The sequence below is a fragment of the Mesorhizobium sp. M4B.F.Ca.ET.203.01.1.1 genome, assembly GCF_004791025.1.
Lineage (GTDB): Bacteria > Pseudomonadota > Alphaproteobacteria > Rhizobiales > Rhizobiaceae > Mesorhizobium > Mesorhizobium abyssinicae.
On record NZ_SRUO01000011.1, the window covers coordinates 85,956 to 99,383 of the forward strand.

The 13,428-nt window shown below is 66.1% G+C and carries 17 protein-coding genes; 3 read left to right on the forward strand and 14 right to left on the reverse strand.

Annotated elements, in window-relative coordinates; genetic code table 11:
• Nucleotides 1-10: 10 nt before the first annotated feature.
• Nucleotides 11-811: an N-formylglutamate amidohydrolase gene (locus EN846_RS22325; protein WP_127393990.1), complete on the reverse strand. Its 801-nt coding sequence runs from the start codon at nt 809-811 to the stop codon at nt 11-13.
• Between the two features lie 245 nt (nt 812-1,056).
• Here EN846_RS22325 and EN846_RS22330 point away from each other — a divergent pair, with 245 nt between their 5' ends.
• The gene (locus tag EN846_RS22330) at nt 1,057-1,551 is read left to right on the forward strand and encodes a DUF1036 domain-containing protein (RefSeq protein WP_127283857.1); all 495 of its coding nucleotides are present in this window, start codon (nt 1,057-1,059) and stop codon (nt 1,549-1,551) included.
• Nucleotides 1,548-2,987, forward strand: a complete 1,440-nt coding sequence (pyk, locus tag EN846_RS22335) for a pyruvate kinase (protein ID WP_127283856.1) — start codon at nt 1,548-1,550, stop codon at nt 2,985-2,987. The genes EN846_RS22330 and pyk overlap by 4 nt, the downstream gene beginning before the upstream one ends.
• Before the next feature lie 9 nt (nt 2,988-2,996).
• Here the strand turns inward: pyk and EN846_RS22340 are convergent, their stop codons facing one another.
• The 4 genes from EN846_RS22340 to ykgO all read right to left on the reverse strand — a co-directional run bounded on the left by EN846_RS22340 (nt 2,997) and on the right by ykgO (nt 5,592).
• Nucleotides 2,997-3,461, reverse strand: coding sequence for a hypothetical protein (locus EN846_RS22340; protein ID WP_127393589.1), 465 nt, complete (start codon nt 3,459-3,461; stop codon nt 2,997-2,999).
• The gene (locus EN846_RS22345; protein ID WP_127393588.1) at nt 3,461-4,522 is read right to left on the reverse strand and encodes an alpha/beta hydrolase; all 1,062 of its coding nucleotides are present in this window, start codon (nt 4,520-4,522) and stop codon (nt 3,461-3,463) included. Before EN846_RS22345 ends, EN846_RS22340 begins: the two co-directional genes overlap by 1 nt.
• Nucleotides 4,523-4,702: 180 nt before the next feature.
• Nucleotides 4,703-5,299, reverse strand: a complete 597-nt coding sequence (locus tag EN846_RS22350) for a hypothetical protein (RefSeq protein ID WP_127393587.1) — start codon at nt 5,297-5,299, stop codon at nt 4,703-4,705.
• 167 nt (nt 5,300-5,466) lie between these two features.
• On the reverse strand, nt 5,467-5,592 hold the full coding sequence (gene ykgO, locus EN846_RS22355; RefSeq protein ID WP_006203764.1) for a type B 50S ribosomal protein L36: 126 nt from the start codon (nt 5,590-5,592) through the stop codon (nt 5,467-5,469).
• Nucleotides 5,593-5,836: 244 nt separating this feature from the next.
• On the opposite strand from ykgO, the gene EN846_RS22360 reads away from it, so the two are divergent.
• Nucleotides 5,837-6,259, forward strand: coding sequence for a lysozyme inhibitor LprI family protein (locus tag EN846_RS22360; RefSeq protein WP_127393586.1), 423 nt, complete (start codon nt 5,837-5,839; stop codon nt 6,257-6,259).
• Between the two features lie 8 nt (nt 6,260-6,267).
• Here the strand turns inward: EN846_RS22360 and EN846_RS22365 are convergent, their stop codons facing one another.
• From EN846_RS22365 to EN846_RS22405, 9 genes are all read right to left on the reverse strand, one after another.
• A complete protein-coding gene (locus tag EN846_RS22365; RefSeq protein WP_127393585.1) occupies nt 6,268-7,344 on the reverse strand; it encodes a 5-(carboxyamino)imidazole ribonucleotide synthase in 1,077 nt (358 codons plus the stop codon).
• Nucleotides 7,341-7,838, reverse strand: coding sequence for a 5-(carboxyamino)imidazole ribonucleotide mutase (gene purE / locus EN846_RS22370; protein ID WP_128346974.1), 498 nt, complete (start codon nt 7,836-7,838; stop codon nt 7,341-7,343). Before purE ends, EN846_RS22365 begins: the two co-directional genes overlap by 4 nt.
• 96 nt (nt 7,839-7,934) lie before the next feature.
• Complete coding sequence (locus EN846_RS22375) at nt 7,935-8,846, reverse strand: anti-sigma factor (RefSeq protein WP_127394314.1); 912 nt, start codon at nt 8,844-8,846, stop codon at nt 7,935-7,937.
• Nucleotides 8,843-9,382: a sigma-70 family RNA polymerase sigma factor gene (locus EN846_RS22380; RefSeq protein WP_128346802.1), complete on the reverse strand. Its 540-nt coding sequence runs from the start codon at nt 9,380-9,382 to the stop codon at nt 8,843-8,845. Before EN846_RS22380 ends, EN846_RS22375 begins: the two co-directional genes overlap by 4 nt.
• A 46-nt stretch (nt 9,383-9,428) precedes the next feature.
• Nucleotides 9,429-9,773, reverse strand: coding sequence for a cupredoxin family copper-binding protein (locus tag EN846_RS22385; protein WP_127287105.1), 345 nt, complete (start codon nt 9,771-9,773; stop codon nt 9,429-9,431).
• Nucleotides 9,774-9,791: 18 nt separating this feature from the next.
• The gene (locus EN846_RS22390) at nt 9,792-10,748 is read right to left on the reverse strand and encodes a metallophosphoesterase (protein WP_127394210.1); all 957 of its coding nucleotides are present in this window, start codon (nt 10,746-10,748) and stop codon (nt 9,792-9,794) included.
• A 110-nt stretch (nt 10,749-10,858) separates the two neighbouring features.
• Entirely contained in the window at nt 10,859-12,034 is a 1,176-nt protein-coding gene (locus EN846_RS22395) for an aminotransferase class V-fold PLP-dependent enzyme (RefSeq protein WP_245493488.1), read from the reverse strand.
• 42 nt (nt 12,035-12,076) lie between these two features.
• Nucleotides 12,077-12,538, reverse strand: a complete 462-nt coding sequence (locus EN846_RS22400; protein WP_127394310.1) for a RidA family protein — start codon at nt 12,536-12,538, stop codon at nt 12,077-12,079.
• A gap of 92 nt (nt 12,539-12,630) precedes the next feature.
• Nucleotides 12,631-13,425, reverse strand: a complete 795-nt coding sequence (locus EN846_RS22405; RefSeq protein ID WP_128346799.1) for an amino acid ABC transporter ATP-binding protein — start codon at nt 13,423-13,425, stop codon at nt 12,631-12,633.
• Nucleotides 13,426-13,428: the final 3 nt, after the last annotated feature.

Below are 13,428 nucleotides of genomic sequence, written 5' to 3' on the forward strand. Positions count from 1 at the left end.
TTCTCAGGCCCTATGATACCGGCCCGGTGCGCGAGCCGAACATCTTCACCCGATGTATATCGGGACGGCCATCGATCGCGTCAACGATCGGCGCCAACCGCTCGGCCCAGGCGAGGGCGGCCTCGCGCCCGGCGATCAGATCCTGGCGGATCTCGAGCAGCGCGTGGGCAAAGCCGTTGACGATGGCGTGCCGGAACATGGTGTCGCCGCGCAGCGCGCCGTCATAGGGTTCGTTGTCGCCGACGACGAGGTTCTTGTCCTCGGCCAGCATGTCGATCAGCGGTCGCGCCACGCGATCATCCAGGTCCCACAATATGCCGACATGCCAGGGTCGCCGGATGCCTTGCATGACCGGCGTAAAGGAATGGATTGAGAAGATGAAGGGCGCCTTGGCGGAAGCCTCGGCCACCGAGGCGATCATGGCGCCGACGGCGTCGTGATAGGGCCGGTAGAAGCGGTCGAGCCGTCGCTCGCGCTCTTCCTCGGCCATGGGATAGTTTCCGGGCACGATGGTGCCGTCATAGAGCTGGCGGATCAGGGTCGGGTCGTCTTCGCCGCGATTGGGATCGATCAAAAGCCGCGAGAAATTGGCCAGCACCGCCGGCACGCCGAGCGTCGCCGCCAGTTCGCGCGTCACCGTCTCGACGCCGATGTCGTAGGCGATGTGGCGCTCGAACTCGCTCGCCGGCAGGCCGAGGCTGCCATACTCTTCCGGCAGCGCGCGGCGGGCATGATCGCCAAGCAGAACGATGCCTCGCTTGCGGTCGCCTTCGACAATATCGAAAGGCGCGAAAACTGTGGATCGGGTCATCGGCTGGAAATGGTCTGGTCGCTGGCTTCCCGGCAGGGTGGTAACGTCATTCCACGAAGAGGACGCTGGCGCAATGCCGTTGTTTGGCCACGGTTTCTGCGAAGAATCCAACGCATGGCGGCAAATCGCGCCTGGGGCCTTTCTAAATCGATTGGAATTGAACAAAACGGCGCGTTGACATGCGCCCGGAGTTTGCCGAAAAGGGGCGTCGAGAGATGCAGATGTCGTTCTTGAGGGGTTTCAGGATGGGTTCCGCCGGCAGGCCGCGCATGCGCCGCGCCTTCGCCTTGCCGATCCTGACCGTCGCCACCGGGCTCACAGCCATGGTCGCGGCGTCGCCCGCCCGGGCCGATTTCCGCGTCTGCAACGCCACCCAGAACCTGGTCGGCGTCGGCATCGGCTACCGCGCCAAGGCCGGCTGGATCACCGAGGGCTGGTGGCACATCGAAGGGTCGAGCTGCAAGACGCTGATCGAGGGTCCGCTGTCATCAAGGTTTTACTATCTTTATGCAGAAGACGCCGAGCGCGGCGGGCGCTGGGACGGCCCGATCAACATGTGCGTGGCCGAAAAAGAGTTCAAGATCGCCGGCGTAACCGATTGCGTCGCCCGGGGCTTCCAACGCGCCGGATTTCAGGAATATGACACGGGCGAGCAGGCAAGCTGGATGGTCCAGCTGACCGACGAGCCCGCAACGGGAGGCGCACCAGCGGCCCCCGCCCCGGGAACAAACAGTCAATGAGACGTAACCGTAAGGTCAAGATCCTCGCCACCATCGGTCCGGCTTCCTCGTCGGAGGAGATGCTGAAAAAGCTTTTCGAAGCCGGCGCCGATGTCTTCCGCATCAATATGAGCCATACCGACCACGATTTGATGCGCACGCTGGTCGGGCGCATCCGCGCGGTCGAGGAAACGGTCGGCCGTCCAATCGGCATTCTCGCCGACCTGCAAGGGCCGAAGCTCAGGGTCGGCAAGTTCGCCAATGGCAAGGAGACGCTCAGCGTCGGCCAGACCTTCACGCTCGACAACAATCCGGAGCCGGGCACGTCGAGCAGGGTCTATCTGCCGCATCCGGAAATCCTGAGTTCGGTCGAGGCCGGCCATCGTCTTTTGATCGACGACGGCAAGCTGGAGCTCAGGGCGGTGAAGAGCGACGGCAAGTCGATCACCTGCACCGTCGTCGCCGGCACCACGATTTCCGACAAGAAGGGCGTCAGCCTGCCCGACACCGACCTGCCGGTCGGCGCGCTGACCGAGAAGGACCGCGCCGATCTCGACGCGGTGCTCGCGGCAAGCGTCGACTGGGTGGCGCTGTCCTTCGTGCAACGGCCGGAAGATCTCGCCGAAGCGCGCAAGATCGCGCGCGGCCGGGCGCTGATCATGGCCAAGATCGAGAAGCCGCAGGCGGTTACCCGCCTGGCGGAGATCATCGAACTGTCGGACGCGCTGATGGTCGCGCGCGGCGACCTCGGCGTCGAGATGCCACTCGAGGCGGTGCCCGGCATCCAGAAGCAGATCACGCGTGCGGCGCGCCGCGCCGGGAAGCCGGTGGTGATCGCAACGCAGATGCTGGAATCGATGATCACCGCGCCGGTGCCGACCCGCGCCGAGGTGTCTGACGTGTCGATCGCCGTGTTCGAGGGCGCCGACGCCATCATGCTTTCGGCCGAATCCGCCGCCGGCGCCTATCCGGTCGAGGCCGTGGCGATGATGAACCGCATCGCCACCAAGGTCGAAACCGACCCGACCTATGCCGGCATCATCAACGCGCAGCGCTCGGAACCGGAAGCGACGGGCGCCGATGCGATATCGCTCGCCGCTCGCGAAATCGCCGAAACGCTGAAACTGTCGGCGATCGTCACCTATACGGCCTCCGGCACGACCGGCCTGCGCGCCGCGCGCGAGCGACCGCAAGTGCCGATCGTGGCGCTGTCGCCGATCCTCAACACGGCGCGGCGGCTGTCGCTTTTGTGGGGCACGCATTGCGTGGTGTCGCCCGATGCCGTCGACCTCGACGACATGGTCGACCGCGCCTGCCGCATCGCGATCGACGAGGGCTTCGGCAAGCCGGGCGACCGCGTCATCATCACCGCGGGCGTGCCGCTGAGGACGCCGGGCTCGACCAACATGCTGCGCATCGCCTATGTCGGGTCGGAGACGCAGGCCAGCCGCACCTGACTTCTCGGTTTAGCCCGCCGCAGTTCCGAGCGCTCTTGCCGCACCTTCGCCGTGATCGACACGCCGCAGGAAATGGCGAGCGCGAGGGATGGGATCATGCAGATACTGATCCGGCCCGCGCATCTTGCGCCGGTTGAGTTCGGCGGTGTCGAGCAGATCGAAGTCGACCCTTTCGAGCGCGCAGTGCCAACCGGCGCTGTGCGCGGCCCATCCTCTTTTGTGGTGCACCAGAAGCCGCTCGCGCCGGGAATAGCCATGGTAGTCGAAGGCGATCACGCCGTTCGTCACATAGATGTGGTTTCCCGAAAAGCCTTCGCCCGGAATGATCCGCTCGCCGTAAAATCCGCCCTTGGGAGGATGACCGAGGAAAGTGCCCGCAAGGATGTGGCAGGCGCCGTAGCCAAAGAAAATGCGGTCCGGCAGTGCCCAGAATTTTTCGGGGTTTTTCTTGATGCCGTGCTTCAGGACATACATCAGGTCGGCGCCAGCTCGGCGTCGGGCACCGTGATGTCGGGACATTGTCCCTGGTTGTAGGCATCGTCGGCAAGCCGCGCCTCGACCCTCCTCGCCATCGCCTGCAGGTCGATGCTCTTGCCGGCGGTCTTCTCGATGGCGCCGACGACGAGATCCGGCGCGATCCAGTCGGGTTTGTGGCCGAGATTGTGTACCCAGACCAGCTCGGCGCCGGGGATATCGCGGGCAAGGCCGGTCGAATGGATGGTGGCGTAGACCACCTTGTCGTGGTCACCGGAAATGATGACGGTCGGCGCCTTTATGTCATGGTAGTGCGGCGAAGCGTCGAGCGCGTAGCTGTAGAGCCCAGCCACATCGGCGGCGTTGGCGCGAAAGGCGCCTGGCCGCAGCACCAGGGGAATCGAGGCGGCGGCGACGTAGCCGTCCGGCGCCTTGTTGGGAGAAAAGACGCAGGCCGTGGCGGCATCGATGCGCAGCGCTCCGGCCGGATAGGCTAGCGTCTCGGAAAACAGCGGGCCGATCAGCGGAATGGCCGTCAGATTGTAGTACCAGGCCGTCGCCCCGCCCGGCCAGGGATGGCTGGCGGGCGACAGGAAGACGAGGCCCAGCGTCTTGTCCGGATGCTTGCGGGCAAAGGCGGTGGCGACCGCGCCGCCGAAGGAGTGGCCGACGACGATCGCCTTTTTCATGCCAAGCTGATCCATCAGCGCGGCGATGGTGTCGGCCTGCGCCGGCAAGGTCTCGTTGTCGCCGCGCTCCGACCAGCCAAAGCCGGGCCGGTCCAGAAACAGCATCTCGGCCCGGCCTTCGAGCAGCGGCCGCAGCGGCAGCATCTGATCCTTGAGATTGGCGCTGGCGCCGTGGATGAAGACGATCGGCGGCAGCTCCGCATTGGCCGGCGCCGGAACATGGACATAATGGATGCGCGCGCCGCCGATGTCGGCGAAGTCGCCGACCGGCAGGTTGCGGCGCTCGATCAGCCAGGCACCGGCGCGGGTGACGCCGACAAAGGCAAGGACGAGCGCGAGGAAGAAGGCAAACGCAGCGTAGATGAGGTTCATGCGGAGGAAATACGAGCCGGAGAGAAATTAGTTTTGGTAGGGGAGTAGGGGAGTAGGGGAATAGGGGAATAAGGGAATAGGGGAATAGGGGAATAGGGGAATAGGGGAATAGGGGAGTGTGTTCCATGAAGCACTGCCTACTGCCTTACTCCCCTATTCCCCTACTCCCCTACTCCCTTATCAGATGCCTTCGCCGGCAAGCTCTTCCGACAGCGTGCCGACCTGGTCCTGGGCGCTGCGCATCATCGGGTAGATGGCGAGCACCTTCTGCCAGGCTTCCAGCGCCGACTGCTTGTGGCCGGTTTCGGCCATGATCTGCGCCAGGCCGGACAGGGCGCCGAAATGGCGCGGCTCGAGATGCAGCGTGTGGTCGATGTCGGACATCGACTTGCCGTAGTTCTTCATCATGAAATGCAGCGTGGCGCGCCGGTTCCAGCCTTCGGCATAGGTCGGCTGCAAGGTCACCACCTGGTCGAGGAAATCGAGCGCGACGTCGTATTTCTGGTCTTCCATCGCCTTTTGCGACCATTGCATCATCAGGTCGATCGAGGCGCTGCCGGATTGCGACCATTCGCTCCAGATGCGCTGGGCAATGCGCTCGGCGGCCTTTTCATTGCGCTCGCGCTTCAGGTCGGTGAACAACTGGTCGAGGCGGGCTTGCTTGGTCACAGCCACAGGCGGCGCGGCCGGATCATTCGCCCAAGCGGGCGCCAAAGCGGCCGGCAGGACAGCGCCGGACAGGCAAAGGGTCGCGAGGAATGCAAAACGAATCCGCATCGCCGGAATCTAATCCCGGACGGCGGATCGGCAAAGTGATTTTAGCGTGAAGGGGCCGGCAAGCCGGCAATACCATCATAGACGCGCGGCGTGGTCTCTATGTGCATGTCGTTGTCCCAAAACCGCTTGGCACCTTTGGGCGACATGCACTAAGCCGCGCGCAAGGCTCAGCCCTGGCGCGCCTTGTAACGCGGGGCGGTCTTGTTGATGATGTAGATGCGACCCTTGCGACGAACCAGCTGGTTGTCGCGGTGACGCGCCTTCAGCGCCTTGAGCGAATTCTTGATCTTCATGGTCTTGCCTGTTCGGTCGGGGCCCGCTGCCGGGCCGAATTTTAAAGGCGCGCCCGAAAAAGCGCGCCTCTGAACTTGCGTGGCTCATAAACGAGGAGCCTTGCCCGTGTCAACCGCAAGCGTGCTTTATGGCCGGCTGAAATCGCGGGCAATCAAATGTTCGCCATCTTCGCTGCGTGGCATTGCGCAGCCGGGGTCGGGCTGGAATGGTGCCGTCGCCTCGCAAGATGATTTGGAGACGCACATGCGCCTGATGGTTCTATCCACCTGTCTTGCCGTGCTGGCGGCGGCCCCGGCCGCGCGGGCGCAGGAATGCGACCGCAACGACGACAGCCAGCAGATGATGAATATCTGCGCCGATGCCGACTACCAGGCGGCCGACGCCAAGCTCAATGCAACCTACAAGGGTCTTGTCGGCGATGGCGACGAGAAGTCCAACAAATTGCTGCAGGCGGCGCAGCGCGCCTGGATCACGTTCCGCGACGCGGAATGCGCCTATTCCGCCGCGGACAGCGAGGGCGGCTCCATCTACCCGATGGAGGTCTCGCAATGCCTGACGGAGCTGACCAATGAGCGCGTCAAACAGCTCACGTCCGGCCGCAACTGCCAGGAAGGCGACGCGAGCTGCGCCAGCCCGGACGAGGACGAAGACCAGGACATGCAGTAAGCCGGTGCTCAGCTTCGACGGCTGATCCGCGTGAAATGGCCCATCTTGCGGCCGGCGCGCGCCTCGGCCTTGCCGTAGAGATGCAACATCAGGTCGGGCTCGGCGAGCAAGGCCGGAACGCGGCTGACATCTTCGCCGATCAGGTTTTCCATGACGCAGTCCGAGTGGCGGCCGGGCGTGCCCAGCGGCAGGCCGGCAACGGCGCGGATATGCTGCTCGAACTGCGAGACCGTCGCGGCGGCCTCCGTCCAGTGGCCGGAATTGTGGACGCGCGGCGCCATCTCGTTGGCGATCAGCGAGCCGTCGGCGAGCACGAAGAACTCGACGCCGATGACGCCGACATAGTCGAGCGCCGCCAGCACCTTTGCCACCGCGGCCTGGGCGGCGGCCGCCGTTTCATGGCTGATCCCGGCCGGCAAGGTCGAAGTGTGCAGGATGCCGTCGCGATGGACATTCTCGGCCGGATCGTAGGCGGCGATGCTGCCGTCAAGGCCGCGCCCGGCGATCACCGATATCTCGCGCTCGAAGGCGACGAAGGATTCGAGGATCAGCGGCACATTGCCCATCGCCTCGCAGGTGCCGGAAAAGCCGCCGGTGTCCATGTTGCGGAAGACGCGCTGGCCCTTGCCGTCATAGCCCAGGCGCCGGGTCTTCAGGATGCCGCTGCCGCCGAATTCCTTCAGCGCGGCCGTCAGTTCGGCATCGTTGTCGATCGCGCGGAAATCGGCGGTCGAAATGCCGACGCCGTTGAGAAACTTCTTCTCGGCCAGCCGGTCCTGCGCCACTTCGAGGGCGCGCGCCGGCGGGTAGACCGGCACCTTGGCGGCCAGCGTGCTGGCGGCGGCCACCGGCACGTTCTCGAATTCGTAGGTGACGACGGCGCTGGCCGCGGCGAGTTCGGCGAGGGCCGCTGCATCGTCATAGGCGGCTGTTATCTGGCGGTTGGCGACCTGGGCCGCCGGGCAATCGGCCTGCGGTTCGAGCACCACGGTGCGATAGCCGAGACGGGCCGCGGCCATCGCCAGCATGCGGCCGAGCTGGCCGCCGCCGATGATGCCGATGGTCGATCCCGCAGGCAGGCTCATGGCGCGTCCGTCGGTTCGGCGGCAACCTTGGCGGTCTGGGCGGCGCGCCACGCGTCCAGCCGGGCGGCGAGCCGGTCGTCGTTCAGCGCCAGCACGGCGGCGGCGAGAAGAGCGGCATTCGCGGCACCCGCCTTGCCGATGGCGAGCGTGCCGACCGGAATGCCGGCCGGCATCTGGACGATGGAGAGCAGCGAATCCTGGCCGGACAGCGCCTTCGATTCCACCGGCACGCCGAAGACGGGAAGCGGCGTCATCGCCGCCGTCATGCCGGGCAGGTGCGCGGCGCCGCCGGCGCCGGCGATGATCACCTTGTAGCCGGCCGCCTTGGCGCCCTTGGCGAAATCATAGAGCCGGTCGGGCGTGCGGTGGGCGGAGACGATCAGCCGCTTGTGCGGAATGCCCAACGCCTCCAGTGTTTCGGCGGCGTGACGCATCGTCGCCCAGTCGGACTGGCTGCCCATGATGATGGCGACGTCGGCACGCTGATCGGTCAAAGTTTTCGCTCCCGGCGGCAAAGGCGCGCCTTAGCGGAATTCGCCGGCAACGGCAAGGACGCGCCAGCATCGCGAGGCCGGCGGCCATAAATCGGCTTACACGGCCGCCTTGCGGAAGCGGGCGACGAAGTCGTCGAGTTCGGGCCGCTCCATGTCCGAGATCGCCCAGTAGGAGAAGGCCCCGTCGCTCCAGTGGACCAGCGAGAAGCCGCCGGACGATAGGTCCTCGGGCTGGCTGACACTGCCACCCTGCTGCGGTTCGGCGACCAGCGTGATCAGGTGTTCGCGATGGCGATAGACCAATGCCGGCACGGGCCGGTCGGCGATCACTTCGACCCGGCCGCCGATCAGCGCATAGCCGTCCTGCGCGAGGTCGGGCGCCGGGGGCGACACGCCGATGCGGGCGTCGAGCCACGGCTTCACGGTGTGGCGGTCGGACGAAACGATGTCGATCGGGCTGGCGGCGAGCAGGCTGCGGCGATGGCCGCTGGCGACCGCCGCGGCAAAGCTGTCGGACGCGCCGTTGAACATCAGCCATTGCGTTGCGCCGCTGGCCAGCACCGCGCTGATCACAATCGACGCCGCCAGCGCCCGCCAATCGAACGAGCCAAAAAGGCGTGTCTTTGACGATGGCCGAGTCTGGAAGGGACGCGTCCCGGTTTCTCGCCTCTGGCCTCCGCCAGCGCCCGCAATCAATCTTGGTAGCGCCGGCGACGCACCCCGCTGCGGCTCCGCCGACTCGGCGGGCGCCTGCTGTTCGATGCCCGCCATGCCGATCGCCGCGATGCGGGCCCGAAAGGCATCGCTGACATCGGGACGCGGCAAGCGGCTGACCGCCGCTTGCAACGCGACGATGCGGGCATGCTCGGCGGCAAGCGCCGGGTCGGCGGCGATGCGCCGCTCCACGGCCAACGCCGCTGCCGCATCAAGTTCGCCATCCACCAGGGCATGGATCATCAGCCTGATACCTTCCGGATCGTTGGGCAGTCCGTCGTCATGTCCGGTCATGGCGCTCTCCCCAGTTCAGACACAAGCAGGCCGCGGGCGCGCGCCAGCCGCGACATCACGGTGCCGATCGGCACGCCGAGCATGGCCGCTATCTCGCGGTAGCTCAGGCCATTGATGTCGCGCAGCACCAGCGTCTCGCGGAACGGCTGCGCCAGTGCCGCTATCGCCGCCCCAAGTGCCGCCGTATCGGCCTTGGCGATGAGGCTCGCCTCGAGACCATTGTCATCCGGCAGGCCGGCGCCATGCGCCGCCGCCATCTCGTCGAGATCGCCGAGGTCGCCGACGGCGATCGTGCCGCGCGGCCGGTTGCGCGACATCCAGCTGTAGGCGGTGTTGCGCACGATTGTCAGCAGCCAGGCGCGGGCGTTGCCGCCGGCGTAGCCGGCAATGCCGGCATGCGCCTTGAGGCAGGCTTCCTGCACCACATCCTCGGCGTCTGCGGCGTTGCCGGTCAGCCAGCGGGCGAGCGCAAGCGCGTCGCCGAGATGGGGCAGCACCACCGCGCCGAAGCGCTCGGCCAGGGCCTTTTCGCTCAACACCGCACCATTGTCCGGCACTCTGGGCTGGGTCCGCCGCGCGCCTTCAGGGGGCGACGGTGATCCTGCCCTGCATGTGCGGGTGAAGCCCGCAGAAATAGGCAAAGTCGCCTGCTTTGGTGAAGGTGAATTCATATGTGTCACCGGTGTCAAGCGCCTTGGAGCGGAAGGAGGAATCGTTGGCGACGACCAGATGCGGGATGTCGTCGTCGTTGCGGAAGGTCACAGTGGTGCCGGGCTTGATCGTCAGCACCGGCGGCGTGAAGGCGAAGTTCTCGATCTTGACCATCGGCGCGTCCGCCGCGCTGAGCGGCTGGGAGGTCGCCGCGGTCAGGGCGAAGGCGGTCAGCATAGCGGCCATGTGCCGGGCCGGAAGGCGTATGCAGATCATGGTGGGCTCCTTTGCCGTTCAGGCGTCGGCCAGCGTCGAATCGATGATGGCGAGGTCCTGGCCGCCTTGCTTGACCATGACCCGGCTGGTGCCGAGCAGGCTGCGCAACTGGCCGGCCGGCACCGTCATCGGTCCGGGCGAGGCAGCGGTGCCGGGCGCCGGCTGCGGAAAAGCGGTCGAGCGCGCGGTGTGGAAGGTGACGTTGCCTTCCACCTTCTGCATGATCTGATGGATGTGGCCGTTGAGCACGGTGACCGAGCCGAAGCGCTTGAGCAGGCCGAGTGCTTGCGCCGCGTCGTCGGTGCCCCAGCCCCATTCTGGATAGACCGCCCACAGCGGAATATGGGCGAAGACGACGACCGGCGTCGAGGCGCTGACGGCCTTCAAATCGTCCGCCAGCCAGGCGAGTTGCTCGGCACCGAGGTTGCCGAGCCCGCCGGCTTTCAAGTTGACGACATTGACGAGGGCCACGAAATGCACGCCGTTCTGGTCGAACGAGTACCAGCCGGCACCTTTCGTGCCCTTGCCGTAGCGTTCGAGATAGGCCTGGCCGTTGCCCTCGTCGATCAGGTCATGCTCACCCGGGACGTAGTGCACGTCGAAGCCGGCGCCGCCGATGATCTGGGCGGCATTGTCGAACTGCGCCGGCTTGGAAAGATGGGTGATGTCGCCGGTGTGGATCAGGAAGGCGGGCTTTTGCGGCAACGCCTGGATCTTGCCCATCGCTTCCTTCAGCGTGTCGATGGCATGAGGATTGGCCGCTTTGTCGAAGCCGATATGGCTGTCGGAGATCTGCAGGAAGGTGAAGCCGGTGGCCATGGCCTCGGCGGCTTGAGCAGCCCCGAGCAGGTTGAGCGATACGGGCACGCCGCCCGAAATCGTCCACAGCACGCCGGTGCCGGCCCAGATCATGCATTCCAGCGCATGGCGGCGGCTGATGCCGTCGCCGCCGTCGTCATCGTGGTGATGGGTCATGTCGGTCTCCTCAACGCCCGAAGCGGCGTATGTCGAGGAGACCCATCATGCCGGCGGTTTATTCCCGCCCGGCGAAAACCCGGCCGTTCACACTGTCGTGATCGCGAATGCTAGTCCGGCCAGCGCAAGGCACCGGCTGAATCCTTGCGCGCCACCTTCATGGCGTCCGCCGGGCGGTCCTTGGCGGCCAGCACGGCGCGCAGGCGCTCGGCGACGATCTCGGCCTCGCCCGGATGGAGATTGCACGGATCGAGGAAGAAATGGCCGCGCTCGACCTCGTGGTTGCGCACGATGATCGGCGGTGAGCCGACGGCCAGCGCCGAGGCGAGGCCGGCGGCGGTGAAGCGGCTTTCGGGCGCGACGAATATCTGCAGGCGATCGAGCGGATTGGCGGTCGGATCGGGGATGATGCGCGCGACGATGCCGGGCAGGCCCTGCAGCGCGTCCTTCCACAGGTTGAGCGCCGCTTCCTCGCGCTTGCGGATGCCGGCATGGTCGCGCTTCTCCCACGCTTCCAGCGCGGCAATGGTGCCGGCGATGCTTTCCTTGCCGACCTTCATGGCGCGCGCCACGCCACGGTTCTGCAGATAGGCGGCGCGCACCAGGTCCTTGCGGCCGGTGACGATGCCGCTGGTCGGGCCGGAGAGGAATTTGTGGCCGCTGTAGACGACGATGTCGGCGCCGCGGGCGAGGAAGCTGCGCAGATCATATTCCGAGGCGGCGTCGACGATCACCGGCACGCCCTTGGCATGGCAGATCTCGCAGAACTCCTCCAGCGACAGCATGCCGTACTGCACGGTGTGATGGGCGACGACGTAGAGGGCGGCCGCCGTGCGCTCGTTGATCGCCTCGCGCACATGATAGTCCTGCGTGACGCTGACGGTGCCGGCCGGCACGACCCTGGCGCCGGCCAGCCGGATCGACTGGTCGATCGGCGCGCCGTAGTTGACGATGTGGCCGAGCTGGATGACGACCTCCGACTTCAGCCCTTCCGTATCGTCTGGCAGCCGCTCGATCGCCAGAAGGTTGGTGCCGGTCATCGCGCCGGCGATCGCCATGGTGATGCCTGAGGCGCAGCAGGCGGTGATGAATCCGGCCTCGCCGCCCGTCAGCCGCGCGACGACCGTGCTGGCAGCGCGCTGCAGGTCGTCCATCTCCACCCATTGCGAGGCGATCTCCGCCATTGCCGCGATCGCTTCCGGAACGATGATCGAGGCACCGAGCGTCGTCATCGTGCCGGAGACGTTGATGATCGGGCGCAGGCCGAGCCGTTCGCGGATTGTCATGTTGGAGATCGTCATCTTCTGGAATCCCGTATTGAAAAGACCTCAGGCGGCGATTTCGACCACCGCCTCGATTTCGACCGTGATGTTGCCCGGCAGCGAGCCGACGCCGATCGCAGAGCGGGCATGTCCGCCGATCTTATCAAAGACGTCGGCGAAAAGATCGGAGCAGCCATTGACCACCTTGGGGTGGTCGCTGAAGGTCGGCGTGGCGTTGACGAAGCCGAGCAGTTTCACCACGCGCACGATGCGGCCGAGGTCGCCGGCAGCGGCATGCATGACGGCAAGCAGGTTGAGGCCGGTGAGGCGGGCGTGCTCGTAGGCTTCCTCCACCGTCACGTCCTCGCCCACCTTGCCGGTGCACAGCGTGCCGTCGGCGCGCAACGGCCCCTGGCCGGAGAGGAAGATCAGCCGGCCGCTCTCGGCATGGGTGACGAAGTTGGCGATGGGCGTCGGCGGCTCGGGCAGCTTCAGGCCGAGTTCGGCGAGCCGGATATAGGGCGTCATGTAGTCTCCTTGCGGCTTCTCTTTGTTCTACGCAACTCCGGACGGAAAACCGCTTGCACTTTTCCTGGAGTTGCTTGGGTCGCCGCCCGATGTCAGAAATGCGAGGCGCGGAACCGCGCCAGGAAGCTGCGGAGACGCTCGTTGGTGGTCTCCGCCGCCAGGATCTCCTTCGGCGGGCCGACGGCACTGACCCCGCCATCGGCCATGAAGACGATGCGGCTGGACGCATCGCGGGCGAAAGCCATTTCATGCGTCACCATCAGCATGGTCATGCCGTCCTCGGCGAGGCTGCGCACGACGGCCAAGACCTCGCCGACCAGTTCCGGATCGAGCGCCGAGGTGATCTCGTCGAGAAGCAGGATCTTCGGCTCCATGGCGACCGCTCGCGCGATACCGACGCGCTGCTGCTGGCCGCCGGACAGCTCGGCCGGCAGGCTGTCGGCCTTGTGCGCAAGGCCAACGCGGCCGAGCCAGTGTTCGGCGATCGAGCGCGCCTCGGCCGCGCTCTTGCCGCGCACCTTGGTGAGGCCGAGCATGATGTTGCCGGCCGCCGTCAGATGCGGGAACAGGTTGAAGCCCTGGAACACCATGCCGGTCTCGGCGCGCATGCTGGCCAAGTCGCGCTCGCTGCGGCGCTGGCGCGTTGCGGCGTCGCGGTAGCCGACCTCCCTGCCGTCGATGCGGATCGAGCCGCTGTCGTAGCTTTCGAGGAAGTTGACGCAGCGCAGCAGCGTGGTCTTGCCGCTGCCTGACGGCCCGATGACCGTCACCACCTCGCCGCGCGTTACCTCGAGGCTGACGGAGCGCAGCACCGCGACGGCGCCGAAGGCCTTGGACACATCGCGGACTTCGAGCAGCGCGGGACGGGCGTTTGAGGCGTCGGACATCAT